This window comes from Desulfocurvus thunnarius (genome assembly GCF_055390965.1).
The window spans coordinates 2,327,559-2,351,619 of the sequence record NZ_AP042411.1 but is presented as its reverse complement, the minus strand read 5'-3'; the positions used below and the strand labels follow the sequence as shown (position 1 = coordinate 2,351,619).

Sequence of the window (24,061 nt, the reverse complement as noted above, 5' to 3'; positions counted from 1 at the left end):
GGGAACGCAACCCGGGGCGGGGGGCCTTACGCCCGGCGGTCCAGGGTCCGGCAGTTGACGGCCTCGGCCAGGTGGGCGGCGGCGATGGCCGGGGCGCCCTCCAGGTCGGCGATGGTCCGGGCGATGCGCAGGATGCGCACGTAGGCCCGGGCGGACAGGCCCAGGGTCTCCACGGCGCGGCGCAGGAAGTCGTGCTCCGCGCCGCCCAGGGCGCAGTGCTCCTCCAGCAGGGCGCCGGAAAGGGCCGCGTTGGTCATGCCCGCGGGGCCCGGAGTGTCCGCGTACCGCGCGGCCTGCACGGCGCGGGCCGCCTCGATGCGCGCGCGCATGGTCGCCGAGTCCACCCCGCCCGAGGTCTGGCGCAGGTCCTCGTAGGGCACGGCGGGCACTTCCACGTGCAGGTCGATGCGGTCCATGAGCGGACCGGACACGCGGCCCCGGTAGCGCAGCACGTCCTCGGCGCGACAGATGCACTGGTGGCGCGGGTCGCCGTAGTGTCCGCAGGGGCAGGGGTTCATGGCCGCCACGAGCATGATGTCCGCCGGGTAGGTCAGGGCCACGGCGGCGCGCGAGATGGTCACCCGCCCGGCTTCCAGCGGCTGGCGCAGCACTTCCAGCACGCTCTTTTTGAACTCGGGCAGTTCGTCCAGGAACAGCACCCCGCGATGGGCCAGGCTGACCTCGCCCGGGCGCGGGTAGGCCCCGCCGCCGATGAGCCCGGCGTCGGAGACGGTATGGTGCGGGCTGCGGAAGGGTCGCGCCACCTTCAGGGCCTCGCCGTCCAGCAGCCCGGCCACGGAGTAGACCTTGGTCACCTCCAGGGCCTCCTCGAAGCACAGCGGCGGCAGCACCGAGGGGATGCGGCTGGCGAGCATGGTCTTGCCCGAGCCGGGCGGGCCGATGAACAGCAGGTTGTGGCCCCCGGCGGCGGCGATCTCGATGGCCCGCTTGGCGTGCTCCTGGCCCTTGACCTCGGCGAAGTCCAGGAGGAAGGCCTCGCGCGCGGCCCACAGGCCGGCGAGGTTGCCGGGCTCGGGCGCGGCGTCCGACTCCCCGGCCAGAAAGCGCACGGCCTCGGCCAGGGTGCCCAGGCCGTAGACCGCCACGCCCTCGACCACGGCGGCCTCGGCGGCGTTGGCCCGGGGCACGATGATGCCCCGCGCGCCCTCGTCGCGGGCCAGGGTGGCCAGGGGCAGCACCCCGGGCACGGGCTTCAGCTCCCCGGCCAGAGACAGCTCCCCGGCCAGGAACCAGCCCTGCGTGCGGGCCGCGTCGAGCACCCCGGCGCCCGCCAGCAGGCCCACGGCCAGGGGCAGGTCGTAGCCGCTGCCCGCCTTGCGCACGTCCGCCGGGGCGAGGTTCACGGTAATGCGCGCGGGCGGCAGGCGGAAGCCCGAGTTCTTGAGCGCCGAAAACACGCGCTCCTTGGACTCGCGCACCGCGCCCTCGGCCAGCCCGACCATGCTGAAGGTTATTGACTGAACGCACCTACAAAGCTACGCTTTGGGCAACATTAGGAGAAACCCATGTCAGATGAAATGACGAAACCCCGAGCATATTCATACCTACGTTTCTCAAGTCCCGAGCAGATAAAAGGCGGAAGCCTGGAACGCCAAACTCGTATGGCCCACGAATATGCCCGAACTCACGGGCTAGAACTGGACGTGGAACTGTCTTACCAGGATTTGGGTATATCTGCGTACCGGGGGAAAAACGTAGAGGCCGGTGCCCTTGGTCAATTCTTAGAGGCCGTGCGTTCGGGGGTAGTCCCAAGAGGCAGTTTTCTCTTGGTTGAGAGCCTAGACCGCATCAGTCGGCAATCAGCGAGGAAAGCACTCCGGGTCTTAGAAGCTCTTTGTGAGGAGGGACTTACCGTTGTCACCCTAGCAGATGGCAAAGCGTACACAGAAGACGCTTTGGATAATGACCCCATGTCTTTGATGATGTCTCTCTTAATCCTAATCCGTGCCAATGAAGAAAGTGCAACAAAGTCGATGCGACACAGGGCAAATTGGGAGCGAAAGAGAAAGAACGCCAAAGAACGCCCACTTACAAAGTTATGCCCAGCGTGGCTTCGCCTCCGCAATGACCGCTCAGGATTCGACGTATTGAAGGAAAGGGCAAAGATAGTAAAAAGAATATACAACGAATCATTAAATGGTTCTACTACATTTCGAATCGCCTCGACATTAAATCTAGAAAATGTACCTACATTCAACGGGACAGGGCGTAAAAATCCAACATGCTGGCACAAGAGCTATATTGTTAAAATTCTACAGAACCCTGCCGTTATAGGAACCTTTACCCCACACAAGGTAGAATATTCGAGTGGCAAGCGCCGCCGTGTCCCCCTAGACCCCATTCCCGGATACTACCCCGCCGTTGTGGACAACGAAGCTTTTTACCGAGTCCAAGCCATGAAGGAAGGCAACCTAGCACCTCTCCGTGGGCGCCATGCGGGAGGGGTTGTGACTAATATTTTTGCCTCCCTGGCAAAATGCCCAATTTGTGGAGCCACGATGCAGCTAAACAGCAAAGGCAAAAACAGCCAAAAGTATCTCGTCTGTGGCAGAGTTCGAAATGGGTCAGGTTGCTCATGGCGGTCTATTCGCTATTCCACAGTAGAGGAGGCTTTCCTCAATAATTATGACATGGTTATAGGCGATTGCCCCTCTGAGCATAAAAAACGTAAAGAGCTTGAGAACAGATTAGTTTGCATCGATGTAGAGGTTGAAGAGACAAACATAGCGATTGAAAACATCATTCTGTCGATAGAAAAAGGAGGATATGACGCAGCGAAATCAATTAGAAATCGCCTCCAAGAACTAGAAATACGCTTGGATACACTGCAACAAGAAGCGGAAAAAACACGCGCCGAACTTGATACATCATTTGGGATTCTTTTAAAAAACAAACTAACCGATCTAGCAACAGCATTAAATGAAAGAAATGAACTCGACAGGGCAAAGGTAAACGCAATCCTTCGCCAACTCCTATTAAAAGTTATCCTTAATTGGAAAAGCGGAGACGCAATTTGCTATTGGAGGCATGGAGGCACGTCTGTGTTTGCGTTCGAATGGCCAAGAGAGTATCGTTAAGCAATAGATGCCCAAAGACTCAGACCCGCTGACACCAGCCATGGTACAAGTGTCCAGCCCTCAACATGCCTGTTAATCGCACAGAAATGGCCCCAGGAGGCGTCCTAGCGAAAAACCCGACAGTTCCCGGGCGGACCAGCTAGGACGCTTCCTAGGATTTTGTAAAAAAGTGTACATCTTGAGGTAAACGCCTAGGAAGATTACCAAAGGGCCGATTTGTAAAAATTTTCGGGCCGAATTACCACCCACTATAAGAGAGGGTCAGGACAAAGGTATATATCTAAGGTATTTTCCTTAGGTATGTCCAAGGTATCATACCTAGGACATATCCAAGGTATCCTACCCCAAGAAGAGTGTAAGGTTCCCCCCTAGAGAGTAGATACCCAAGGGGATACCACCCCACCCAAGGCTTCACACCCTCCGAAAGGAAGAGTCCTGGGATTTGTAAAAATTTGAGCCTTAAGGAGCCGGAACCCGCGTGGGGCCTAGGTTTCGGTCGTTTGTAAAAATTTTGGTCCGAGCAACCACCCACTATAGAAGGGGTTGGTCAGAAAGATTATATCTAAGGTATCCTTCTTAAGGAATATACCTAGGTATCATACCCTAAGGAGAGTATAAGGTATCCCCTAAGAGAATCAGTAGAAAGAATCCTTAGACTTAAAGAAAAGACAAGGGAATCTTTTTAAGAATCAATGAACATAAGGAAGAATCCTTAGGAAGGAGAGTCCGAGGCATCCAAGGAAAAACCCCCGGGCTAGCTCCTGGTTTTGGGCTCAAGGAGTCCAGCCCAGGGTAGGTGTCGGGTTTTGATTCCGACAAGGAAAAACCCCGGGCTAGCTCATGAGTTTTGAACAAGGAGGGGGCTCAGGGCTTCACGACAAACTTGCTCCCCCTCAGGTGGCCCAGGTCCAGGGCGGTATCAAAGTCCAGCTTGGCGACCACGGCATCATGAATAGACTGGACGGGGTAGGCCCCCTCATAGCCGCCCGTTACGTCTTCAAACTCCTTGCTCCTGCTTCCTCCCGCCTTGCACGTTCGACGGTACCGAGTGAACCATTTTGACGCCCTGTCACCGAGCCTTCCCGTGCCTTTCTTGCGCCCCAGCGTAGAGAAAAGCTGCTTCTCTCTCCCGGGCAGTAAAACCCCAATAAAAAATACCTGGCCGGATATTTCATCCAGCCCTTGAAGCCAACAGGTATAAAACAAGCCCCCCCCAAGGGGCCAAAGGAGTTTATGGATTCGAGATTGACCCCGCGCCAAGCCATCCACGCTAAATGCCTGGACTGCTCCGGCGATTCATCCAAGGAGGTCCACGCCTGTCACATGACGAAATGCGCCCTCCACCCTCACCGCACAGGACACCGCCCCGCGACACCGAGCACCACGCCCATGAAGGCCATGCGCCACAAGTGCCTGGAATGTTCTTCCAATAAATATGGGGATGTCCGCAACTGCTTCATTCTCGATTGCCCCCTGTACCCTTACCGTATGGGCCACAGGCCGACATTTTGAGGAAAAATAGCGCAAATTTTTGAAGGGCCATTCGTCTACTGGACCTCTTCGATTTCCCCCCGTGGCCCCCCGGAACGTCTCTCCTCTTGAAGTGGGAACGTCTTCCGAAGGGCTACGGGGGTATTTTTACCTCAGTTTCTTTAGATAGTGAGTTGACTTCCGTCTAACTCCCTGATACCTCTCGTCTATGAGCAAAACAAAGGTGTTCGGATACGTTCGAGTCAGCGGCAAGGGGCAGGTAGACGGTGACGGCTTCACCAGACAGGAGGAAGCCATTCAAGCGTTTGCCCGGGGGCGGGGCTACCTGGTTGAAAGAGTGTTCCGGGAAGAGGGGGTATCTGGCACGGCCAGCGAAGAGGACCGCCCGGCCTTCAAGGAAATGGTGGCCGCAATCCTGCGCAACGGGGTCCGGACCATCATCATTGAAGGCATGGACCGCCTAGCCCGTGAGCTTCGGATTCAGGAGCACCTTGTTATCTACCTCGCCTCGAAAGGTATAACGCTCCTATCGGCCAGGACTGAGGAAGATGTTACCGAGGCTATCATGGGCGACCCCATGAAGAAGGCCCTTGTTCAAATGCAGGGGGTATTCTCTGAGCTTGAGCGCGGCCTTCTTGTGAAGAAGCTCAGGACGGCCAGGGAGCGGATACGAGAGAAGGAAGGCAAGTGTGAAGGCCGGAAGTCAACACGGGAAGTTTCCCCCGAGCTTGTTGATACCATCCTCTCCTTGCGCCAGACTGCATCATATGCCATGGTAGCCCAGGAATTGAATGCCCTGGGCCTCAGTACGGTAAGTGGGAAGGCGTGGACGGCAAGCAATGTCCAGAACATATGTAGTCGTTTTTCGCACAGAAAGGGGCCTAGGAAGCGCCCTAGAACGAAATCCGTATCTGGGTAAGGGTCGGGCCTGGAAAACAGGTTTGTAAAAAATGTTTACACCTGCCATGGCATAACTATCTGATTTTATTAATTTATTATACCTATACCTGCCGGTTTTTACGCCCAATCTCCAGATTTCAAGGCATAGCTAGCAAAAACAAATAGTTGAATGTCTTTCTGTTCATGATATACTTGCTCCCTCTCCAAACCCTCACCGCACTTTTTTATTATCCTCAAGTTCTCTGGGGTTGGCGCTTGCCGCATTGGCAGGCAAGGGGTACATATCCGCAGGCACCACCACAAAGGGGAGGGAGCACAAACATGATAGACACTATAGAAATCGAACCCATGCCCAGCATTAATGCCCAAGAGGACGGCAAAGTCCTTATCAAGCTGGCAAAAGAGTTCTTCTCAAGGGAAGCCGTCTTTGCGGGAACAGACAAGCACACATCCATGTGCAGCATCTCAGTAATGCCGCTAGGAGAAACACATGTTGGCATCACCTTATCTAAACCGCTGGATGGTCGAGACCTACAATCCGTAGCTCAAATGATAAGTGATGAGATACTTGACCAACAAGTACGCTTAGACCTTGAATCCAGGAATGGACACATTAGAACTTTGATAGTGCGACACGCTTTCTCTCCGATTCGAAATATCGAAAAGGAGCTTGAGGATTGAGTACCACAAAATACACCATCATGCCGATTCGATTTGAGCGGTTTAACAATGGCATCTTACTAACCGGAGAGGCTGGCGAGTACCATTTTATGTCTGTTAAAGATTTTGATGCGCTCATAAGCCATCACTTAGCACATGATTGCACGCTCTTTGCCGACCTCAAAAGCAAAAATCTTGTTGCAACCAATGACTTGGCACAATCCATCGACATGACTGCGACTCGGTACAGAACGAAAAAGAGCTTTCTTGACCTCTTTACTGTTCTGCACATGCTGGTTGTTACGGTTAGGTGCAACCACAGATGCGAATACTGCCAAGTTTCGTGTGAGGACGAAGAGGCTAAACGCTACGACATGTCGCCTGAAACAGCCAAGCGCGCAGTCGAATTTGCCTTTAAAGCACCAGCACAAGAATTAAAAATCGAGTTCCAAGGCGGTGAGCCGCTCTTAAATTGGGCTGCTGTTGAAGCTGCTGTCCTTCATGCTGAGTCTCTAAATCAAACACACAAGAAAGACCTCAGCTTCGTTGTATGCACTAACCTCACCCTTATGGACGAAGAAAAACTGGCATTCATCAAGCAGCACAAGATTAGCGTGTCCACATCACTGGACGGACCGCAGACCCTACACGACAACAACCGCAGAATGCGCCTAGGAGGCGATGGCAGTCACAGGCTGTTCATCAAGAAACTCGACTTCACCCGGCAAGTACTTGGGCACAACGGGGTCTCGGCCCTGATGACCACATCCGCCCCCACACTCGGACAAATGAAAAGTGTTGTAGACGAATATGTTCGCCTTGGATTCAGCGGCATGTTCATCCGCTCTTTGAATCCTTACGGTTTTGCCAGTGAGCAGCAAAGCACGCTTGGCTACTCCATGGAAGAATTTGTAAAAGCATACAAAGACACGCTGCTCTACATAATCGACCTAAACCTTTCAGGAACATACTTCTCCGAGTATTTCACTAGCCTCTTGCTGTCACGCATACTTACCCCATTTTCCACAGGATTCGTTGACCTACAATCTCCATCAGGAGCAGGCATCAGTGGCGTAATCTACGACTACAATGGAGATGTATATCCTGCCGACGAAGCCAGAATGCTTTCACGCATGGGGGATAAAAGATTCCTCATGGGGAACATAACCGACGAATATGAATCTGTATTTAAAAGCAAAGTACTCTCAGAATTGGTTAACAAATCCTGCCTAGAAGTAATGCCCGTCTGCGCCGACTGCGTCTACAATCCCTACTGCGGCTCGGACCCCATCAGGAATTATCTTGAAACAGGGGATGTCGTTGGAAAACGCCCGAACACCCCATTCTGTGAGAAACACAAATCCATCTTCAACTTCCTCTTTGACCTTCTGCTGAAAAACGACCGAGATGTGATGGATGTGTTCTGGTCCTGGCTAACCCGGAGACCCCTTCAGGAGGTGCGCCATGAGGCGAGTTAAGGGCCAGCCTTTCAACCTACCTTCAAGCCCCACCATTGGACTTCTGACCAGAGAAAACATCCCGCTCTTCAAGAGGTCGCGCTACGTTCTGGTTACGGACAACCAATCCGCAAAAGGCAGGGGGTATGCTGGAGTCATTTCAACTGGTGGCGTCACCCCTCGACGCGGCATAGTTCTGCCTGAAAAGAATTGCCTGGACTTCGCCCCCGGCGACATCGTCAGCCTCGGGCAAGACGGCTCCATCTTCTTCGTATGGGAACCAGCAACAAAATCAAACGCAATCCTGGTGACTGAGGCTTGTAGCTGTCGTTGCATCATGTGCCCGCAGCCTCCAAAAAATCACGACAAAGCACTCCCTGATGCCGCAAGGCGCGTGTTGTCACTCGTCAACCCAGACTACACCGGGAGCATCGCAATCACAGGAGGCGAACCAACGCTACTCGGCAGCGAGTTCATATCCCTACTGAACGAATGCCGATGCAAACTTCCGAACGCTTGGATTAGCGTTCTTACCAACGGGAAGGGGTTCTCTGACCTGGAACTTGCCAGGGAAGTAGCCCTACTCGGACTTCGGGACTTCATTTTCTGTGTTTCAATGCACGCCGACACAGACACACTTCACGACTCGATAGTGGGTAGACCAGGGAGCTTCAGGAAAACGCAACAGGGAATCTACAATCTGGCGAAGTTCAACTTGCCAATCGAAATTCGCGTAGTCGTTCTAAAATCGAATCATATGCGGCTTCCGCAAATCGCAGAGTACATTTACCGTAACTATCCCTTTATCGACCATGTCACTTTTATGGCCCTTGAGATGACTGGCCTTGCCGAACAGAATTACGAACAAGTCTGGGTAGACCCTTGGGAATACAAAGACACCTTGGAAACCGCCACCCACGAGCTTCATCGACGTGGAATGACCGTCTCTGTTTACAACCACCAGTTGTGCATTCTTGACTCAAGAACAAGATTTTTCGCGCGCCAATCGATTTCCCACTGGAAAAAGTCGCTGCTACCAGTATGCGCCCATTGCGGCGTGAAGGACGAGTGCTGTGGCGTATTTACAACTTCAGGCGACCAACTCAGCAAAAAAATTAGCCCCTTGCAAAGCCGACTAATAGCCTAGGCTTCTTTTAGTGGTTGACTTGGCGCTTGAACTGTGTTGGAAAGTTATAGGAAAAATCATTAAGCCTACATCGTGGGGGAGAGAATGCGCACCAGATTATTGATTTTATTGAGCATGGCCCTTGCCGCCTTTGGCCTGGGAACCGAAGCAAAGGCTTCTATCCCCATGGACGTTAAGGCCAAAATCATGCAAGTCGATGACAGTTCGCGCCTGATTCTCGACAAAGCCTTTTCGAACCAGCTTTCGCACCTTGAGGCTGGGCACTACTCTCACCAGTCCCACCAGTCGCACTATTCGCACCAGTCTCACAGGTCGCACTACTCCAGCAGCTAGCTCCCGAGTCCTTAGCCACTGAAAAAAGCCCGGAAGAACCGGGCTTTTTTGTCATCCTCGGCGGTCAGATAGATATGCACTCCGCTACGGACTGCACACCCCACAGGGCTTGAATCCTGCCCGAATCGCCTCCTCCCGAGACTTGAACGTGGCGATACAATTCTTGCAGTCGTAGAAGCGGCACCCTGGCCGATGGAATATGTGGCTATTGACATTGCCGTGGTATGAAGTTGCGCCTTCCTTTGAGACCGCCGGGGGCCCCTGTGCCTTTGACTTGCTCCCACCGCCATGCCTCCATTCCCAAGGAGGTGTAGGGTCAGGGTCCGCCCAAAGACCACCCCTTGCCGCTCTCGCATCTTGTTCCAATCCTGCCCAACTCTGACAGGTTAGAACCTCTTTGCAATACTGGTGGTAGACCCAGGCCATACCCGATTTCACCAGAGCTTCGTTCACGTCCTGGCCATCAGCGAACACCCTGCCAACGGTCCGCCCGTACCTGTCTTGGTCCATGGTTTGAACATCTACCACCTTGCCGAAGGTCAGCGCGGACAGGGCTTGCTTGGCTTTCGCCCCGAAGTCTTGCCCGCCCTCGGGCGCGTCAATGCCGTAGAGTCGTATTTTGACCTGTTCTTGGCCGTCCTTGAGTACAGTGAGGGTATCACCATCAGTCACCCCAACGACCTTCCCAGACCACGCCCAAGCCGATGAACCCAACACCGCCAAGGACAATACGAGAGGAATGCCAGCCTTCAGGCGAACAGCCAACCAACGTAACATAATGTCTACCCTCACAAAGCCTTGCGCAATCGCCCTAATTATCTGCAACCCCATTGACACAAAAAAAGACATGTGGTTTTAAAAGAATAATCGTGAAGAGGGATGGGGACAAGTTATGAAGGAGACAATCCATATTCTCTTTGTAGTGCTTAGTTTGGCCTCATTTTCTCAACATTTGAATCTGGGATACCACGAATTCAGAATATCCCCAACACCATCCCAAACATTACCACATGCCCTCAGATAGGTACTGTTGAAAATTTCGACGAAGTCTTTCGAAGTGGGCGCCCCCAGGACACAGTAAGGCGTGCGGCTACCAATAGATGCAGATTCTCATAATGTGACTGACCATTTAGCCCACTTTGCACATGTAAAAATAAAATTGCAGGATATCCTGCATAACCAAACGGAGGACAAAATGAAGCGCATAGCATTAATTTTAGCGTTCGTCATCTCGCTTATCTGTTTCCCAGCCTTCGCCAAAGACGTATATGTAAAAGGGTACACCAAAAAAGATGGCACCTACGTCCAGCCCCATTATCGTTCAGCCCCGGACGGAACCCCTTACAACAACTGGTCCACCAAAGGCAACGCCAACCCTTACACGGGACAACCGGGCTACAAAGACCCTTACCCGAGCTACAACCCATATAACACCCATCCGAGCAATGAAGGGCAGAAAAAGCGATACTAAAGGATTAGCGTGCCAGCTTGCAGGGAAAATCCTTGGACACCACCAGAGTGATTACTCCTCCACGGTAACTATACGCCAGCCCCTTCCCAACATGCATTCGTTCCCGTAAGCTGTACGCGTGTTTGTATATTCTCTATATTCAGCCATCATTCGATTGTTGTGCGCGTCGATTTCTGCAAGCCGCTGCCCGTGAGCCATCGCCAGACCGACTGATAATGTTTCTGGTACAGGTGGAATCTCCACAAGCTTTGGAGGTTCTTGTGGCGGGAAAAGTGAATATGATTCATGATTGCATTGCATCATATCGCTGTTGTATAAGTTTTTGTTGTCATCAGCAAATCCATACATGTCATTGTAAATCCTCTCTTTCACACAGCCACACAGAAACAGCAACACCAAGGCTGAGATTACTATCCGCATCACTCCTCCTCACTGAGTTGATTGCTCATGGACCTAATGCCTCCATGATTTCCCAGCCTAGTTAAGCACAGAATAGCAAACGCTGTAGAGTTGACACAGAACGATGCAAGATGCCCGAGGCACCTCCACAGGTATTGCCCCTGACCATGCCCGCTGGTTTACTTTCGCACCCAGAACACTCCGCTCACCGGCATTGATTACGGTGAATTGAAATGACCCTGCAAGAATAAATCAATCAGCCCATTGGCGAAGCAGGTCGGCTAGAACGAATCGTTTTTGCTTGGCTTCTTAAAGTTCTTCCCTAAAGCACAAGCTGCGTCAATTCTCCACATGAGACGCGCCCTTTCGGGGTGTTCAGTTAACTACCATGCTGAAGGCGGGCATGCCCTGGCGCGAAAGGTCCACTTCCAGGTCCACGCGGTAGGCGTCGATGCCGTGCAGGGCGGCGGTGGCGATGGCGGCGAGCACGTAAAATCTCCGGTCATATCGTCAGGTTGGTATCGACCCGTGTATCCGCAAAGCGGCCCGGGCGCAAGAAATACGCGCCGCGCGGCCCGCGCGGACTTTGCTTTTCCGGTCCATTCCCGTAAGGAAAAGGCACAGCGCATCATCCCGGAAGCCGCATGCACCTGGACAACTTCACCGCCATCACAATCGTGGCCGCCGTGGCCCTCGTTTTCGGCTTCGGGCTGCTGCTGTTCCATGGCATCCAGCGGTCCTTCCGGGGCCTGGCCGCCCTGGGCACGGCCTACCTGCTGCTTGGCGCGGGCAGCGCGCTCATCGCCCTGCGCGGGCAGATTCCGGACTGGGCGTCCATCATCCTGAGCAACGCCATGATCGTGTCGGGAATCGCCACGATGGACGAGGGCCTGTCGCGCTTCGTGCACGACCGCAAGGGCCACCGGCTGACGGCGGCGGCGCTGGTCGTGCTGCTCATGGCCGTGCAGTTCTACTTCAGCGCCGTCGCGCCCGATCTCCAGGTCCGCATCATCTTCATCAGCGTGATCATGGCGACCATGTGCGCCCTGGTCACGCACAGCCTCCTGGCCCCGCAGGCCGGGCCGCGGCACCCCTCGCAATGGTTCACCATCGCCGTCACGGCAACGGCGGCGGCGGTGTCGCTGCTGCGCGCCGGGCTGACCGCCCTCCTGCCCCCGGGCGAAACCTACCTGGCCACCGGCGGCGTCCAGGCCCTCAGCATGCTCTCCTACCTGCTGTTCATGATCGGCTGCGTTTTCGGCGTGGTCTGGATGAGCGTGCAGCGTTACGAGGCCCGGCTGGTGGAGCTGGCCGAGCGCGACCCGCTGACCGGGCTCTTCAACCGCCGGGCCCTGGAGGAACGCGCCCGGCGCGAAATGCTCCTGGCCCAGCGCAACAAGCGCTGGCTGTCCATCATCCTGTTCGACGTGGACGACTTCAAGGCCATCAACGACACCCACGGCCACAAGGCCGGGGACACCGTGCTCCAGGCCCTGGCCCGGGCCGTCGGCCAGGGCGTGCGCGGCCACGATGTCGTGGCCCGCTACGGCGGCGAGGAATTCCTGATCCTTTTGCCCGACACCTGCATCCTGCGGGCCATGGAACTGGCCGAACGCCTGCGCCGGGCCCTGCACGGCCTGAACGTGGCCGAGGACGGCCGGGCCATCCCCGTGACGGCCAGCTTCGGGGCCGCCAGCCTGGACGCGACCACCCGGAACTGGGACAGCCTGGTGGTCAACGCCGACCGGGCCCTGTACGCGGCCAAGCAGGCGGGCAAGGATCGGGTGGCCCGCGCCGGGCAGCCGGCCTGAGGCCACACCGCTCCGGCCCGCCGGGGCCATAACGCCGGACGGCCCGCCTCCCCTGGGGAGGCGGGCCGTCTGCGTTGGCCGCACGGGCGCCGCGCCGCTATTCCACGGCCCGGCCGATGCGCTCCAGGCGCACGGGCGGGAAGCTGCCCCAGTCGGTGACGTAGACCCCCGCGTGACGCGTGTCGGGTTTGGTCTTCCAGGACCAATAGATGCGCCAGGCCTTGCCGACCATGGCCTCCCGGTCCACGAAACCCCAGAAGCGCGAGTCCTGGGAGTTGTTGCGGTTGTCGCCGAGCATGAAGTACTTGCCCTCGGGCACGGTGACGGGCCCGAAGTCGCGGGCCATGTAGCCCCCCGAGCCGGGCAGGCCGGAGAGGTAGGGCTCGTCCACGGGCTGGCCGTTGCGGATCACGTGGTTGTCGCGCACCTCGATGGTGTCGCCGGGCAGCCCGATGCAGCGCTTGATGAAGTCCTTGCTGGGGTCCTTGGGGTACTCGAAGACGATCACGTCGCCGAATTCCGGGTCGGACAGGGGCAGCAGGGTCCAGTCGGTGAAGGGCACCCTGATGCCGTAGATGAACTTGTTCACCAGCAGGTGGTCGCCGATCTGAAGCGTCTGCAGCATGGACCCCGAAGGGATCTTGAAGGCCTGGACCACGAAGGAACGGATGAACAGGGCCAGGATCAGGGCAAAAAACAGGGCCTCGGCCCACTCACGCAGCACTTTCGTCCATTTGGGTTCCATCGATGCGTTTCTCCATGCCGGGCGGGCGCGGGCCCGCCCGGGAGCCCCCCCCGGCGGCCGCGACCGCCGGGCGGCGCCCGGGTTGCTAGTCTTCCCCGGCCCGCAGGGCCGCCAGGAAGGCCTCCTGGGGGATTTCCACGTTGCCCATGCGCTTCATGCGCTTCTTGCCTTCCTTCTGCTTTTCCAGAAGCTTGCGCTTTCTGGTGATGTCGCCGCCGTAGCACTTGGCGGTGACGTTCTTGCGCAGGGGCGGGTTGCGCTCGCGGGCGATGATGCGTTGGCCGATGGCGGCCTGCACGATGACCTCGAACAGTTGGCGCGGAATGGCGTGCTTGAGCTTGAGGGCCACGGCGCGACCGTAGCGCGTGGCCCGCTCGCGGTGTACGATGACCGACAGCGCGTCCACGGGGTCGCCGTTGATCATCATGTCCAGCTTCACCAGATCCGCCTCGCGGAAGTCCGTCACCTCGTAATCCAGGGACGCATAGCCCTTGGTGATGGACTTGAGCTTGTCGAAAAAGTCGAAGACCACCTCGGCGAAGGGCAGTTCGTAGGTGATCATGACCCGCGTGGCCGTCAGGTAGCGCATGTCCTTCTGGATGCCGCGCTTTTCCTCGCAGAGCTTGAGCACGCCGCCCACGTACTCGTTGGGCACGTGGACCTCCATGCGCGCGTAGGGCTCGGCCAGGGTGGCGATCTTCTGCGGGTCGGGCAGCTTGCTCGGGTTGTCGATGAGCAGCTCCTCGCCCGAGGTGGTGGTCACCTTGTAGGCCACCGAGGGCGCGGTGGTGATCAGCCGGGCCTCGAACTCGCGCTCCAGACGCTCCTGGATGATCTCCATGTGCAGCAGGCCCAGGAACCCGGCGCGGAAGCCGAAGCCCAGAGCCTGGGACGTTTCGGCCTCGTACCAGAAGGCCGCGTCGTTGAGCTGGAGCTTTTCCAGCGCGGCCTTGAGGGTTTCGTATTCGGCGGGCTCCACGGGATACAGCCCGCAGAAGACCATGGGCTTCACGCTCTTGAAGCCCGGGAAGCGCTCGGCGCAGGGGCGTCTGGCATCGGTGATCGTGTCGCCCACGGGCGCGTCGGACAGCTCCTTCATGCTGGCGCACAAAAAGCCGACCTCGCCGGGCCCCAGGCGGCGGACCTCCTTGGCGTCGGGCGAAAACACGCCGACGTTGGTGACCTCGAAGCGACGGCCCGTGGAAAAAATCTGGATCTTCTGGCCCACGGACACCTCGCCGTCGAGCACGCGGAAAAGCACCGTGACGCCGCGGTAGGTGTCGTACCACGAGTCGAAGATCAGCGCCTTGAGCGGCGCCTCGGGGTCGCCCTCGGGTGCGGGCAGGCGCGCGACGATGGCTTCGAGCACCTGATCCACGCCCATGCCCGTCTTGGCCGAAACGGCCAGGGCGTCCTTGCAGTCCAGGCCCACGATCTCCTCGATCTGGGCCTTGACGCCTTCGGGGTCCGCGCTGGGCAGGTCGATCTTGTTCAGGACCGGGACGATCTCCAGGTTGTGGTCCAGCGCCAGGTACACGTTGGCCAGGGTCTGGGCCTCCACGCCCTGGGTGGCGTCCACCACCAGCAGCGCCCCCTCGCAGGCCGCCAGGGACCGCGAGACCTCGTAGGAAAAGTCCACGTGCCCGGGGGTGTCGATGAGGTTCAGGATGTACTCGGTCCCGTCGGCGGCGCGGTAGGGGATGCGCACGGTCTGGGCCTTGATGGTGATGCCGCGCTCGCGCTCGAGCTCCATGCGGTCCAGGTACTGCTCGCGCCGCTCCCGCTCGGACACCAGGCCCGTCAGTTCCAGGATGCGGTCGGCCAGGGTGGACTTGCCGTGGTCGATATGCGCGATGATGCTGAAATTGCGTATGGTGGTCAGTTTGGTCATGCTTGATTTGCACCCGCAGGGGGATTCTTCGCCTCCGGGGGCCGGGCCGGGACGTGGGCACCTTGTAAGGCATTTGCAGCCGGAAGTCTAATGCTTCGCGGCGCCGCCCGCCGGACGGGAGGCGCCGCTCACCGAGGGCGGCCTTGCGCGGGGCGGCGTTTCACGGTAGTTCCATGGCAGGCTCCGCCAAGGGGCCGGGAACCCTTCAAAATCGCGGGCCGCCCATGCGCTACCTGAACACGCTGCTCCTGCACCCCGACCCCGCCGTGCGCGCCACCCTGCGCGAGCATCTGGCCGGGGTGGAGTTCGTGCGCGTGCTCGGCGAGGCCGTCACGGCCTTCGAGGCCCTGGAGCTGCTGGAACACGTGCCCTACGGCGTGTTCTTCCTGGGGCTGGACCTGCCCGGCGACGCCTCGGGCTTCGAGCTGGCCCAGATGCTTTCGGGGCGCAAGCACAAGCCCGCCCTGGTGTTCCTGGCCTCGGATGAATCCAAGGCCTTCGCGGCCTTCGAGCTGGGCGCCACGGACTACCTGCTCTGGCCGCCCTCGGCCGAGCGCTTCGCGCGCACGGTGACGCGGCTGGCCCAGTTCCGCGCCCATTTCAAGGAAATTCCGCCGCCCGCGCCCTGGGGCGGCGACGACGACCCCGACGAGGACGAACAGACCGTGCAACTGCCCCTGGGCGAGGAAGAGGAGGACCGCTTCATGAAGGCCCTCTCCCAGGCCTGGGAATACGGCACCACCCCACGCCCGGTGGAAATCGAGAAACTGCCCATCACCCTGGACGGGCGCACGGTGCTCATCCCCTACACCCAGATCATCTTCGTCGAGGCCTACGAGGACTATTCCTACGTGCACACCGCCGGGCAGAAGTTCCTGACCTCCTACCGGCTGAAGATTCTGGAAGACCGCCTGCGCCAGTACCGGTTCTTCCGTGTGCATCGCAAATACCTGGTGAACCTGGAGATGGTCACCGAGATCGCCTCGTTGCCCGGCAGCAACTTCATGCTGCGCACCCAGGGCAAGACGCGCATCGAACTGCCCATCAGCAGGCGACGCATCACCGAACTGAAACGGATTCTCGGATTGTAGCGGGCGTGCCACGCCCGCCGCGCCCCCCGGGGCGCACCGACGGCCCGCCGCCCCGCGCGCAGGCCAACAAGCAAGGAGCCGAGCATGGACCAGACAGGAGCCCTGGACGCCCTTTTGCAGGAGGAGCGGGTTTTCCGCCCCCTGCCCCAACTGGTGATCGAGGCCAACATCAATCCCCACCAGCTCGAACAGGCCCAGCGCCGCGCCGAGCAGGACCCCCTGGCCTACTGGGAGGACGCCGCCCACGAACTGGACTGGTTCAAGAAGTGGGACCGCGTGCTGGACGACTCCAACCCGCCGTTCTACCGCTGGTTCCCGGGCGCGCGCTGCAACATCGTCTACAACGCTCTGGACCGGCACATCGAGACGGCCAACAAGAACAAGCTGGCCCTCATCTGGGAGGGCGAGCCCGGCGACCAGCGCAAGTACACCTACTACGAACTCTACCGCGAGGTGAACCGCTTCGCCAACGCCCTGCGCACCCTGGGCGTGGCCAAGGGCGACCGCGTGGTGCTCTACATGCCCCTTTTGCCCGAAACGGCCATCGCCATGCTCGCCGTGGCCAAGCTCGGCGCCGTGCACAGCATGGTCTACGGCGGCTTTTCGGCCAAGGTGCTGCGCGAGCGCGTGGCCGACGCCCAGGCCAAGGTGGTCATCACCGCCGACGGCTTCTACCGCAACGGGCGGATCATCAACCTGAAGACCCTGGTGGACGAGGCCCTGGCCGGGGCCGGGGCCGAATGCGTGGAGACCTGCGTGGTCGTCCACCGCGTGAACGTGGACACCGAAATGCACGAGCCGCGCGACCTGTGGTACGACGACCTGGTGCGCCAGGAGCGGCCCGTGTGCGCCACGCAGGTCATGGAAGCCACGGACCCGCTGTTCCTGCTCTACTCCTCGGGCACCACGGGCAAGCCCAAGGGCATCGTCCACGCCCACGGCGGCTACATGGTCGGCCTGGCGCGGACCCTGGACTGGGTCTTCGACCTCAAGCCCACGGACATTTTCTGGTGTACCGCCGACACGGGCTGGATCACCGGGCACAGCTACGTGATCTACGGCCCGCTGGTGGCGGGCACGACCACGGTGATGTACGAGGGCCATCCCCTCTACCCCCAGGCCGACCGCCTGTGGGACGTGGTCGCCCGCTACGGCGTGACCATCCTGTACACCTCGCCGACCCTGGTGCGCATGCTCATGCGCTTCGGCGTGCAGTATCCGCGCAAGAAGGACCTCTCCACCCTGCGCCTTCTGGGCAGCGTGGGCGAGCCCATGAACCCCGAGGCCTGGGTCTGGCTCTACAAATACATCGGCCGCTCGGAGTGCCCGATCATGGACACCTGGTGGCAGACCGAAACGGGCATGTTCATGATCAGCCCGCTGCCCATCTCGCTGCTCAAGCCCGGCTCGGTGAACAAACCCCTGCCGGGCATCGAGGCCGACGTGGTCGACGGCCAGGGCAACCCCGTGCCCCCGGGCAAGGGCGGCTTCCTGGTGCTCAAGCGGCCCTGGCCGGCCATGATGACGACAATCTACAAAGACCCGGAGCGCTACAAAAAATCCTATTGGGAAAAGATTCCCGGCGTGTACTACGCGGGCGACGTGGCCCGGCGCGACGAGGACGGCTACTACTGGATCATGGGCCGCGCCGACGACGTGATGAACATCGCCGGGCACCGCATCGGCACCGCCGAGGTGGAAAGCGCCCTGGTGGCCCACCGCTGCGTGGCCGAAGCCGCCGTCATCGGCATCCCCGACAAGATCAAGGGCGAGGTGGCCAAGGCCTTCCTGGTGCTGCACGACGGCTGGCAAAAGGATTTCGAGACCACCGAGGAACTCATCGCCGCCCTGCGGGCCCACCTGCGCCGCGAGTTGGGGCCCGTGGCCGTGGTCAAGTCCTTCGAGCAGCGCGAAACCCTGCCGCGCACCAGAAGCGGCAAGATCATGCGCCGCCTGCTGCGTGCCGAGGAACTGGGGCAGGACCCCGGCGACACCTCCACCCTGGAGGATCTGGATTAGACACAAACCGGGGTGGCGGTTCGGCGTTTGCCTTCGTCGCCTCTTGTGGTACTCTGGAACAGACTCCCCTGATTCCAGGGGCGCCAACCGGAACCCGGAGGCCGCCATGCGCCATGGGCCACATGGGCCAGCCACCCGCAACGCCGCCAGGGCGCTGATCGCGGCAATGCTGTGCCTGGCGGCGGCGGCCTGCGGCGAGCCCGAGCCCCTGCGCGTGGGCTTCCTCGGCCCCCTGGAGGGCCGCTTCTCCGACCTGGGCGTCCAGGGCCGCAACGGGCTGACCATGGCCGTGGAGGAGATCAACGCCGGGGGCGGCGCCCTGCGCCGCCCGCTGCTGCTTCTGGCCCGCGACGGCGGCCAAACCCCCGAGGCCGCCCGGGCGGCCGTCCTCGACCTGGCGGGCGCGGGCGTGACGGCCATCGTCGGCCCGCTGACCAGCGCCCAGGCCATGGCCGCCCTGCCAGCCGCCGAACGAACCGGGGTCGCCCTGCTCTCGCCCACGGTGTCCTCGCCCCTGCTCTCGGGCAGGAAGGACGCCTTTTTCCGCGTCATCCCCGCCTCCAGCACCTGGGCCCGCGGCATGGCCCGCCACAGCCTGGAGCACGACGGCCTGCGCCGCGTGGCGCTGCTGACCGACCTGGACAACGCACCCTACGCCGTACCCTACACGGAAGCCTTCGCCGAGCGCTTCACCGCCGGAGGAGGCACCGTTGCCGCCGACATCAGGGTCCGCTCCTCCGAAGCCGGGCAATGGGAGGACGTGGCCCGGCGCCTGGGCGAACTGGGCGTGCCCGCCGTGCACGCCACCCTCTCGGCCCGCGACCTGGCCGCCCTGGTCCGCCAGTTGCGCCACCAGGATCACGCGCTTCGCGTCTACGGCACCATGTGGGCCTGCACGGCCGAACTGCTCCAGGCCGCGGGCAAGGCCGCCGAGGGCATCCAGTTCGCCGTCTGCCACAGCGCGGACAACCCCCGGGCCGAATTCCGCGATTTCGCCCGGCGCTACCGCTCCCGCTTCGGCTGGGAGCCCAACTTCGCGGCCGCCCTGGGCTACGAATGCGGGCTGGTGCTGGCCGAGGCCCTGCGCCGCGCCCGGGGCGACCCGGCCCGGCTGCCCGGCATCCTGGCGGGGCTGGACGGCGTGCCCGGCGTGATCGCGCCCCTGCGGCTCGACCCCTTCGGAGACGTGCAGCGCCCCTCGTTCATCGTGACCGTCTCCGCCCACGAATTCCGGACCATCGCCACCGTCACGGAACCATGAACGCGCCGCCCCTGACCGCCATCATCCGCCGCAAGCTGCTGGCCCTGGTCCTGGCCCCGAGCCTGGTCTTCACCCTGGTGCTCGGCTCGGTCATCGCCTACCGCCAGTATGCGGGGCTGACCGAGCACAACGCCATGCTCGCCCAGTCCCTGGCGCGCTACGTGGAAGCCTACATGACCGACGCGCGCCACGCCCTGCGCCACGCCGCCCTGGAAGGGCCCGCGGCCTCGGAACGCATCCTGACCACCGCCCTGGCCAACCTCTACGCCGCGTTCCCCCACTTCGAGCGCCTGCTCTGGATCGACGCCAACGGCGACATCGTCGCCGCCTACCCCTCGGGCATGGTGGGCATGGACTTCCCCTTCCTGCCCGCCCCGGCGCAGGACGGGCAGGAAGTCTCCCTCCCGGCCTACGCCCCGGGCGCAGGCGGCCTGAGCCTCTACGTCACCCACACCGCCTTGCGCGGCTGGCGGATCGTGGCCGAAATGGACCTGCAAACCCTGCGCGAGCATCTGGACGAATTCGCCCCGCCCGGGGCGACCACGCAACTGCTGCTCGCCGACGGCCACGGCAACCTCATCGTGCACCCCGACGAGACCCTGGTCCGCCAACAGGCCAACGTGGGCGGCTGGCCGCTGTTCGCCGACCTGGGCAGCCGGGAACGGCTGACCGCCACCTTCCGCCAGGATGGCGTGACCTACGCGGGGGCCGTGGTGGTCCTGCCCGAAATGGGCTGGCGCCTGGTCCTGTACACTCCGCTCCACGAGATTCTCGTGCCCGTGTGGCGCACGGTGGCCGCCCTGATCCTCTTCCTGCTGGCCTTTTTTTCCATCATCGCCGCCAGCTTCCGCTACGAGCTGCACCGCCGCGTGGTCGCGCCTCTGGCCGATTTCGCCGCGACCCTGCAACAGGCCGCGCGCGGCGACTACCGCAACGCCGCCGTCTCCGGGGCCGACAGCTTCGCCGAACTGGGCGTCATGGAGCATGAATTCACGGCCATGGCCGCCACCATCGCCGGGCGCGAACGCGACCTGCGCCACAGCCGCGCGCATCTCAAAAGCATCATCGACTCCCTGAACAGCGCCGTGCTGGCCGTGGACGCCCAGGCCCGCATCAGCCTGATGAACGAGGGCGCGGCGCGCATGTGCGGCCTGGACGACCCCGAGCAAGCCCGGGGCCGCGACGTGTACGAGCTGTTCCCCATCCTGCGCGGGGCGCGCAGGAACCTGAGCGCCGCCCTGGCCATGGGCCGCGCCAGCACCCTGGAGCGCCAGCCCTGCGTGGGTCCGGCCAACGGCGCGAACGGCGCGGGGGTGAAGCGCAGCGCCTTCCTCGACCTCTCCTTCGCACCGTTGACCGGCGACGAGGCCTCCCCCGGCGCCGTCGTCCGCATCGCCGACGTGACCACCCGCGCCCAGCTCGAAGAAATCATGATCCAGACCGAAAAAATGATGAGCGTGGGCGGGCTGGCGGCGGGCATGGCCCACGAAATCAACAATCCCCTGGGCGGCATCCTGCAAAGCGCGCAGAACATCCGCCGCCGCACCGGGCCGGAGCTGCCCGCCAACCACCGCACCGCCACCGCCCTGGGCACGGACATGGACACCATCCAGGCCTACCTGGAACGACGCGGCGTGCTGCGCATGCTCGACGGCATCAGCGACTCGGGCCAGCGCGCGGCGGCCATCGTCGCCAACATGCTCAACTTCAGCCGCCGCAGCACCTCCAACCACGCCCCCACGGACCTGCACGCGCTCATAGAACGCACCCTGGCCCTGGCCGCCAGCGACTACGACCTCAAAAAGCGCTATGATTTCCGCAAGGTGAACGTCGAGCGCACCTTCGACCCCGGCCTGCCCCCGGTGCCCTGCACGCCCACGGAAATCGAACAGGTGCTGCTCAACCTGTTCAAGAACGCGGCCCAGGCCATGAGCGCCATGGACCCGCCGCCGGACACGCCGACCCTGACCGTGACCACCCGCAAAGGCCCCGGCTATGCCGAAATCCGCGTCCGCGACAACGGCCCGGGCATCGGCCCGGAAAACCGCAAGCGCATCTTCGAGCCCTTCTTCACCACCAAGGCTCCCGGCGAGGGCACCGGCCTCGGTCTGTCCGTGTCCTACTTCATCGTCACCAGCAACCACAAGGGCACCATCATCCTGGACTCCGAGCCCGGCCACGGCGCCGAATTCATCATCCGCCTGCCGCTGGACGACGCGGCGGCGCAAACGCCCGGCCCTGGTTCCGACCCCGACCGGGGCCAGGGCAGGAACGAGGGCGGCCAGGGCATCTGAAACCGAAGCGAACCGGCGCGGCGAAGACGCCCTCAGCCAAGCTCGGCGCTGCGGTCGCAGGCCCTGCGCAGGGCGTCCATGATGTTCCCCCGCACGGCGGTGCGGTCGAAGTGGGCCAGGGCCGCGGTGGTCGTCCCCGCCGGGGCGGTGGACATCTCCCGCAGCAGGCCGATGTGCTCCGGGGACCGCTGCGCCATGAGGCTGGCGCCGCTGAAGAGCCCCTTGACCATGACGGCCGCCTCCCGGCGGTCCAGGCCCAGTTCCACGCCGCCCTCGATCATGGCTTCGATGCAATAGAACACGAGCGCCGGGCCGGACCCGATGACCGCCGTGAACGCATCGAAAAGCTCCTCGCGCAGGACGTGCACACTGCCCAGGCTGCCGAACATGGCAAGAATGCACTCCTTCTGCAGCCCGGTGAGCGTCGCATCGTCGAAACACAGCGCGGTGACGCCCTGCCGGATCAGAACCGGCGAATTGGGCATTGCCCGGACGACCGGGCAGATGCCGCCGGTGCTCCGGCGCAACGACTCCCGGGTCAACCCGGCGGCCAGGGAAACGAGGCACTTGTCCCCGGTCAGCGCGGGAACCAGTTCCGGCCAGACCGCATGCGCCTGCTGCGGCTTGACGGCCAGGACGATGCAGTCCGCGCTGCCCGCCAGCTCCCGTATGTCGGCGCAGGGGACGAGCCCGGTTTCCCGCGCCAGTTCCTGCAAGGCGGTCCTGGTCCGGTTCAGGCCGTACAGGGTCAGGCCGTCCTGTCCGGACAGCGCCCGAATGATCGCCCCGCCCAAATTGCCCGTTCCGATAAAACCGATGTTCATGCAGACCTCCATTGTCAGTGCGTCAGGATGGTGCTTGCCGCCGCGCGCATGCCGCCTGCCGGGCCGGCGATGCGCCGCACCTCGCGCAACCTGTCGCGCAGCTCCTGCAACAGGCCCGGGGTGTGCAGCCAGGCGGCGACATGGCGGTACAGGTTCTCCGCGGTGGCTTGCTCCTGCAGATATTCGGGGAAAATTTCCTGTTGCGACAGGATGTTCGTCAGGCTGATGAACCGCGAAAGCGCCAACCGGCGCAACAGGAACGCGGCGGGCCGGTCCAACTTGTAGCAGACGATGGTCGGGGTTCCGATGAGGGCGGTCTCAAGGGTGGCCGTGCCCGAGGCCGCCAGAACCAGGCCGGAGGTGCGGATCATGCGGAAACGCCCTTCCGGCTCCACGATGCGGACCGCCGGGCCGCCCGCCCAGCATGCCCGCAGGAACCCGCCGTCGATACCCGGCGCCCGGGCGATGGCGAAAGTCATGTCCGGGTGTTCCCGATGGATCATGGCGGCGACATGGGAAAAGACGGGCAGAAGAAACGCAATCTCCTTGCGCCTGCTTCCCGGCATGAAGCCGATCCGGTCGTGCCGTGGACGCTGCGCATCCAGGGCCTCCAGGGGAATGATGTCGTGAAGGGGGTGCCCGGCATATTCGGCCCGGCAGCCCCTATCGCGGAAATATTCCGGCTCGAAGGGCAGGCCGCAGATGACCGTGCGGACATGCTCGCGCAAGATGTCGAGGCCCTTCTGCCGCCAGGCCCAGAGTTGCGGGGCCATGAAATAGTAGACGGGGATGCCCATGCCGTGCGCCGCCTTGGCCAGGGGCAGGTTGAAGTCGGGGCAGTCGACCATGACGATCACGTCCGGTGGGTCGCACTCCCAGCGGGCAATGATTTCACGCTGCAGGCGGAAGATTTTCGGCAGGCCGAGCAGCACGTCGCAAAACCCGGAGAAGCAGATCCGGTCCATGGAAAAGTGCACCGTGGCCCCGGCCCGGGCCAGCATGGGCCCGCCCAGGCCGCCGATCTCGAGCGCCGGGCACTGGCGGAGCAGCTCCCCGGCCAGCGCGCCCGCGCACATGTCGCCGGAGGCCTCGCTACAGTTTATCCAGATCTTGCGGATCATTTCCAAAGGCTCCACTGCCCCGGGCGGGGCTGCGCCGCTCCCGGGGCA

At 61.3% G+C, this 24,061-nt stretch carries 17 protein-coding genes and 1 pseudogene; 11 read left to right on the top strand and 7 right to left on the bottom strand.

Annotation, left to right across the window (positions count from 1 at the left end; all coding sequences use genetic code 11):
• Nucleotides 1-26: 26 nt before the first annotated feature.
• Nucleotides 27-1,469 (bottom strand): annotated as a pseudogene (locus ACZ5KV_RS10240) (YifB family Mg chelatase-like AAA ATPase); the annotation flags it as partial.
• 57 nt (nucleotides 1,470-1,526) lie between these two features.
• Between ACZ5KV_RS10240 and ACZ5KV_RS10235 the strand changes: the two are divergent.
• The 5 genes from ACZ5KV_RS10235 to hxsC all read left to right on the top strand — a co-directional run bounded on the left by ACZ5KV_RS10235 (nucleotide 1,527) and on the right by hxsC (nucleotide 8,753).
• Complete coding sequence (locus tag ACZ5KV_RS10235) at nucleotides 1,527-3,098, top strand: recombinase family protein (protein ID WP_464239201.1); 1,572 nt, start codon at nucleotides 1,527-1,529, stop codon at nucleotides 3,096-3,098.
• 1,714 nt (nucleotides 3,099-4,812) lie between these two features.
• Nucleotides 4,813-5,508, top strand: a complete 696-nt coding sequence (locus ACZ5KV_RS10230; RefSeq protein WP_464239200.1) for a recombinase family protein — start codon at nucleotides 4,813-4,815, stop codon at nucleotides 5,506-5,508.
• 302 nt (nucleotides 5,509-5,810) lie between these two features.
• Nucleotides 5,811-6,170: a hypothetical protein gene (locus tag ACZ5KV_RS10225; RefSeq protein ID WP_464239199.1), complete on the top strand. Its 360-nt coding sequence runs from the start codon at nucleotides 5,811-5,813 to the stop codon at nucleotides 6,168-6,170.
• Nucleotides 6,167-7,627 carry a His-Xaa-Ser system radical SAM maturase HxsB gene (hxsB, locus tag ACZ5KV_RS10220; protein ID WP_464239198.1) on the top strand — a complete coding sequence of 487 codons (1,461 nt, stop codon included), beginning with the start codon at nucleotides 6,167-6,169 and terminating at the stop codon, nucleotides 7,625-7,627. The genes ACZ5KV_RS10225 and hxsB overlap by 4 nt, the downstream gene beginning before the upstream one ends.
• Complete coding sequence (gene hxsC / locus ACZ5KV_RS10215) at nucleotides 7,614-8,753, top strand: His-Xaa-Ser system radical SAM maturase HxsC (RefSeq protein ID WP_464239197.1); 1,140 nt, start codon at nucleotides 7,614-7,616, stop codon at nucleotides 8,751-8,753. Before hxsB ends, hxsC begins: the two co-directional genes overlap by 14 nt.
• Before the next feature lie 417 nt (nucleotides 8,754-9,170).
• On the opposite strand, the gene ACZ5KV_RS10210 is transcribed toward hxsC, so the two are convergent.
• Nucleotides 9,171-9,863, bottom strand: a complete 693-nt coding sequence (locus tag ACZ5KV_RS10210; RefSeq protein ID WP_464241833.1) for a thermonuclease family protein — start codon at nucleotides 9,861-9,863, stop codon at nucleotides 9,171-9,173.
• 418 nt (nucleotides 9,864-10,281) lie between these two features.
• Between ACZ5KV_RS10210 and ACZ5KV_RS10205 the strand changes: the two genes are divergently transcribed.
• Nucleotides 10,282-10,557: a hypothetical protein gene (locus ACZ5KV_RS10205; RefSeq protein WP_464239196.1), complete on the top strand. Its 276-nt coding sequence runs from the start codon at nucleotides 10,282-10,284 to the stop codon at nucleotides 10,555-10,557.
• A 51-nt stretch (nucleotides 10,558-10,608) separates the two neighbouring features.
• Here ACZ5KV_RS10205 and ACZ5KV_RS10200 read toward each other — a convergent pair whose 3' ends face one another.
• The gene (locus ACZ5KV_RS10200; protein ID WP_464239195.1) at nucleotides 10,609-10,977 is read right to left on the bottom strand and encodes a hypothetical protein; all 369 of its coding nucleotides are present in this window, start codon (nucleotides 10,975-10,977) and stop codon (nucleotides 10,609-10,611) included.
• Nucleotides 10,978-11,600: 623 nt separating this feature from the next.
• On the opposite strand from ACZ5KV_RS10200, the gene ACZ5KV_RS10195 reads away from it, so the two are divergent.
• The gene (locus ACZ5KV_RS10195) at nucleotides 11,601-12,767 is read left to right on the top strand and encodes a GGDEF domain-containing protein (protein WP_464239194.1); all 1,167 of its coding nucleotides are present in this window, start codon (nucleotides 11,601-11,603) and stop codon (nucleotides 12,765-12,767) included.
• A gap of 97 nt (nucleotides 12,768-12,864) precedes the next feature.
• On the opposite strand, the gene lepB is transcribed toward ACZ5KV_RS10195, so the two are convergent.
• Together lepB and lepA are read right to left on the bottom strand one after the other, a co-directional pair.
• Nucleotides 12,865-13,512, bottom strand: a complete 648-nt coding sequence (gene lepB / locus ACZ5KV_RS10190) for a signal peptidase I (RefSeq protein WP_464239193.1) — start codon at nucleotides 13,510-13,512, stop codon at nucleotides 12,865-12,867.
• Between the two features lie 85 nt (nucleotides 13,513-13,597).
• Nucleotides 13,598-15,403: a translation elongation factor 4 gene (lepA, locus tag ACZ5KV_RS10185; protein ID WP_464239192.1), complete on the bottom strand. Its 1,806-nt coding sequence runs from the start codon at nucleotides 15,401-15,403 to the stop codon at nucleotides 13,598-13,600.
• A 224-nt stretch (nucleotides 15,404-15,627) separates the two neighbouring features.
• On the opposite strand from lepA, the gene ACZ5KV_RS10180 reads away from it, so the two are divergent.
• From ACZ5KV_RS10180 to ACZ5KV_RS10165, 4 genes are all read left to right on the top strand, one after another.
• Entirely contained in the window at nucleotides 15,628-16,494 is an 867-nt protein-coding gene (locus tag ACZ5KV_RS10180; protein WP_464239191.1) for a LytR/AlgR family response regulator transcription factor, read from the top strand.
• A gap of 84 nt (nucleotides 16,495-16,578) precedes the next feature.
• Complete coding sequence (acs, locus tag ACZ5KV_RS10175; protein ID WP_464239190.1) at nucleotides 16,579-18,513, top strand: acetate--CoA ligase; 1,935 nt, start codon at nucleotides 16,579-16,581, stop codon at nucleotides 18,511-18,513.
• A 106-nt stretch (nucleotides 18,514-18,619) separates the two neighbouring features.
• Entirely contained in the window at nucleotides 18,620-19,774 is a 1,155-nt protein-coding gene (locus tag ACZ5KV_RS10170; protein ID WP_464239189.1) for an ABC transporter substrate-binding protein, read from the top strand.
• A complete protein-coding gene (locus ACZ5KV_RS10165) occupies nucleotides 19,771-22,068 on the top strand; it encodes a sensor histidine kinase (RefSeq protein ID WP_464239188.1) in 2,298 nt (765 codons plus the stop codon). Before ACZ5KV_RS10170 ends, ACZ5KV_RS10165 begins: the two co-directional genes overlap by 4 nt.
• Nucleotides 22,069-22,100: 32 nt before the next feature.
• On the opposite strand, the gene proC is transcribed toward ACZ5KV_RS10165, so the two are convergent.
• On the bottom strand, nucleotides 22,101-22,892 hold the full coding sequence (proC, locus tag ACZ5KV_RS10160; protein WP_464239187.1) for a pyrroline-5-carboxylate reductase: 792 nt from the start codon (nucleotides 22,890-22,892) through the stop codon (nucleotides 22,101-22,103).
• 14 nt (nucleotides 22,893-22,906) lie between these two features.
• Nucleotides 22,907-24,013 carry a lipid-A-disaccharide synthase gene (lpxB, locus tag ACZ5KV_RS10155; RefSeq protein WP_464239186.1) on the bottom strand — a complete coding sequence of 369 codons (1,107 nt, stop codon included), beginning with the start codon at nucleotides 24,011-24,013 and terminating at the stop codon, nucleotides 22,907-22,909.
• Nucleotides 24,014-24,061 lie beyond the last annotated feature (48 nt).

Coding starts and splice junctions, on each gene's coding strand:
- ACZ5KV_RS10235 (WP_464239201.1), top strand. CDS start 1,527: ATGTCAGATGAAATGACGAAACCCCGAGCATATTCATACCTACGTTTC.
- ACZ5KV_RS10225 (WP_464239199.1), top strand. CDS start 5,811: ATGATAGACACTATAGAAATCGAACCCATGCCCAGCATTAATGCCCAA.
- hxsC (WP_464239197.1), top strand. CDS start 7,614: ATGAGGCGAGTTAAGGGCCAGCCTTTCAACCTACCTTCAAGCCCCACC.
- ACZ5KV_RS10210 (WP_464241833.1), bottom strand. CDS start 9,863: ATGTTACGTTGGTTGGCTGTTCGCCTGAAGGCTGGCATTCCTCTCGTA.
- ACZ5KV_RS10205 (WP_464239196.1), top strand. CDS start 10,282: ATGAAGCGCATAGCATTAATTTTAGCGTTCGTCATCTCGCTTATCTGT.
- ACZ5KV_RS10200 (WP_464239195.1), bottom strand. CDS start 10,977: ATGCGGATAGTAATCTCAGCCTTGGTGTTGCTGTTTCTGTGTGGCTGT.
- ACZ5KV_RS10195 (WP_464239194.1), top strand. CDS start 11,601: ATGCACCTGGACAACTTCACCGCCATCACAATCGTGGCCGCCGTGGCC.
- lepB (WP_464239193.1), bottom strand. CDS start 13,512: ATGGAACCCAAATGGACGAAAGTGCTGCGTGAGTGGGCCGAGGCCCTG.
- lepA (WP_464239192.1), bottom strand. CDS start 15,403: ATGACCAAACTGACCACCATACGCAATTTCAGCATCATCGCGCATATC.
- ACZ5KV_RS10180 (WP_464239191.1), top strand. CDS start 15,628: ATGCGCTACCTGAACACGCTGCTCCTGCACCCCGACCCCGCCGTGCGC.
- acs (WP_464239190.1), top strand. CDS start 16,579: ATGGACCAGACAGGAGCCCTGGACGCCCTTTTGCAGGAGGAGCGGGTT.
- ACZ5KV_RS10170 (WP_464239189.1), top strand. CDS start 18,620: ATGCGCCATGGGCCACATGGGCCAGCCACCCGCAACGCCGCCAGGGCG.
- ACZ5KV_RS10165 (WP_464239188.1), top strand. CDS start 19,771: ATGAACGCGCCGCCCCTGACCGCCATCATCCGCCGCAAGCTGCTGGCC.
- proC (WP_464239187.1), bottom strand. CDS start 22,892: ATGAACATCGGTTTTATCGGAACGGGCAATTTGGGCGGGGCGATCATT.
- lpxB (WP_464239186.1), bottom strand. CDS start 24,013: ATGATCCGCAAGATCTGGATAAACTGTAGCGAGGCCTCCGGCGACATG.